This is a genomic window from Neobacillus drentensis, from assembly GCF_036962765.1.
In the GTDB taxonomy this organism is placed as follows: Bacteria; Bacillota; Bacilli; order Bacillales; family Cytobacillaceae; genus Neobacillus; species Neobacillus drentensis_C.
In genome coordinates, this window is the sequence record NZ_JBALOS010000406.1 from 418 (window position 1) to 760 (window position 343).

Here is a 343-nt window from a genome sequence, read left to right on the forward strand (position 1 = left end):
CTGTATGCCTTCTTTTTGTAGTAAAAGTGACCCAGCCATTGCTAACCCAGCTAAAAGTACAACAATAAGGGAAAATCTCTTAAGCGAAAAAACAATCCTAAAAGGAAGTTGAATTTCGCCAGTGAAAAGGGGCAGGTGAAAATAAGGAGATAGTTCTTGTTTAAATTGCTTGATTACATAACTCATCATTAATATAGGAACCAACCATAATAATTGGCTCAACATAATAAGCGAAAAGGGAGATAGATGAAAACTTTCTATAAAATGATCAAGATAACCGACCAAAAGATTTCCAAGAAAAAATGAAACCATCATCCAAGCAAAGAGACGCTCCGCTTCTTTT

Annotated in this window: 1 protein-coding gene; it reads right to left on the bottom strand. The window is 35.0% G+C overall.

The annotated features are described in order from the left end of the window. On the bottom strand, positions 1 to 315 hold a 315-nt coding region (locus V7137_RS30105), incomplete at its 3' end, for a hypothetical protein (RefSeq protein WP_335701470.1). Positions 316 to 343: the final 28 nt, after the last annotated feature.